Annotated in this window: 1 protein-coding gene and 1 pseudogene; one reads left to right on the top strand and one right to left on the bottom strand. The window is 72.8% G+C overall.

The features are described from left to right. Nucleotides 1-394, bottom strand: a pseudogene (locus JF597_RS54475) (lipase maturation factor family protein); the annotation flags it as partial. Between the two features lie 132 nt (nucleotides 395-526). Between JF597_RS54475 and JF597_RS54470 the strand changes: the two are divergent. Next, nucleotides 527-1,660 carry a DUF6777 domain-containing protein gene (locus tag JF597_RS54470; protein WP_294014557.1) on the top strand — a complete coding sequence of 378 codons (1,134 nt, stop codon included), beginning with the start codon at nucleotides 527-529 and terminating at the stop codon, nucleotides 1,658-1,660. Nucleotides 1,661-1,821 lie beyond the last annotated feature (161 nt).

Genomic DNA, 1,821 nt, shown 5'->3' with positions numbered 1-1,821 from the left:
CCTCCAGCAGCAGGGACTCCCAGCCGAAGCCGTACCAGGTCTGGCCCACGTTGACGATCGACAGGTACAGCAGCCACGGCACCAGCCACAGCAGCATCCCGCCCCACAGCGGCAGCCGGGAGTCGAGGCCCGCCGCCAGCGCGACCGCCACCGCGCAGCCCGTCGCCGCGCAGAGAGCGAAGAACCGGTCGGAGTAGTGGAGTTGGAAGAGACTCGGCGCCTTCCGGAAGGGCACGCGGGCGACGAACCGCGGGATCGGCAGCATTCCGCGCTCCCCGAGCAGCGCCCGGAACTGCAGGGCCGCCGCCAGGAACGCGACGAAGTACAGCCCGGCCAGAGCCCGCTGGAAGACCAGCCGGCTCAGCCAGTAGTCGGGTGCGGTGAACCAGTCCACGCCGTGTTCTCCTGCCTCCATTGTCCCGCCGAACCCTGCGTGACTCTCCGTGTACCTGCTCTCCGCTTGCGTAACCCAAGTGAACGAAGCAGACAATAGTGACGAACTGCCCGGTATGGACGGGAGAACGTGGTGCGGACACCCACCCAGGCCCTCGTCACGGCCTGCGCGCTCGCGGCGGCACTCCTCGTTGCCGGAGGCGCCGGAAGCGGCGGAGGCGGCGGAGACGGCGGAGGCGGCGGCGAGAACAGCGCCGAGGCGAGCAGTGAACTCGTTCTCCAGCCGGCGGCGGCTCAGGGCCCGAGCCCCTTCACCCGCTCCTCGGCGACCTCGATGACCTCGGTGACCGTACCCACGCCTCTCACCCGAACGCCCCAGCGGGCCTCAACCGCACCGCGGACGGTCTCCGGCGGGACGCCCGGTCTCTACGGCGGCCTCGATCGGGTCGCCGGCTGTGACGTGACACGCCAGATCGACGACCTGACCGAGGACCGGTCCAGGGCGCGCGCGTTCGCCAAGGTCGAGGGCGTCTCTCCGGCCGCGGTGCCGGACTTCCTGCGCGGGCTCGCCCCGGTCGTCCTGCGGGCCGACACCCTGGTCACCGGCCACGGCTATCGCGCAGGCCGGGCGAGCGGCTTCCAGTCCGTCCTCCAGGCGGGCACCGCCGTCCTCGTCGACGACCGTGGCGTCCCGCGCGTCCGCTGCGCCTGCGGCAACCCCTTGACGCCGCCGCTGGCGATGCGGGGCGACGCGGTCGTGGGCGGTCGGCCGTGGCCCGGATACCGTCCCGCCCGGGTGGTCGTGGTGGCCCCCAGCGAGCAGCTCATCACCGACATCACGATCATCGATCTCGTCGACAACACTTGGATCGAACGTCTGATCGGCCACGACTGCCGGGACGACCACGTCGTACCCCCGCCGCGGCCGGCACCGCCGACTCCCACGTCGGCTCCCGCGACGACCCTCGGCCCGCGCCCGCACGAGACGGCGCTCCCGGAGACCTCACCGAGCGCCGAGAGCGACTGCGTCACGTCCACCGGCCCGCCCGGCGTGGAGAACTGCCCCACGGCCACCCCGCCGCCCACGACCGGGCCCGGCCTCCCCGCGACCCCGCCGGACGGCACCCGTACGACCGCCCCCGTGGACCCCGGGACCGGGATCGGCCCCGAGACCGTCCCGGACACCCCCGATCTCCCCGACGGCGGCGGGCTGATCCCCGACGACCCGTCGGAGCCGGCCGGCACGGACACCGCCTCCGGTGTCTGACGGGTCCGGATCGCACCCGTCTCCCGGTCGAAGAATCGGACAAATCCTGGCAAGGTGGCCCCATGGTTGATCGGGGAGCGAGCGCCCTGTCACTCCCGGACGACTGGCCCGCCCACCCGGACCCGATCCTGGCGCTCAACCGCATGGGCAGCTTCGACTGG

Source organism: Streptomyces sp. (assembly GCF_019510245.1).
In the GTDB taxonomy this organism is placed as follows: domain Bacteria; phylum Actinomycetota; class Actinomycetes; order Streptomycetales; family Streptomycetaceae; genus Streptomyces.
The sequence above is the reverse complement of the archived record's forward strand: the minus strand, read 5'-3'. Positions and strand labels throughout refer to the sequence as shown.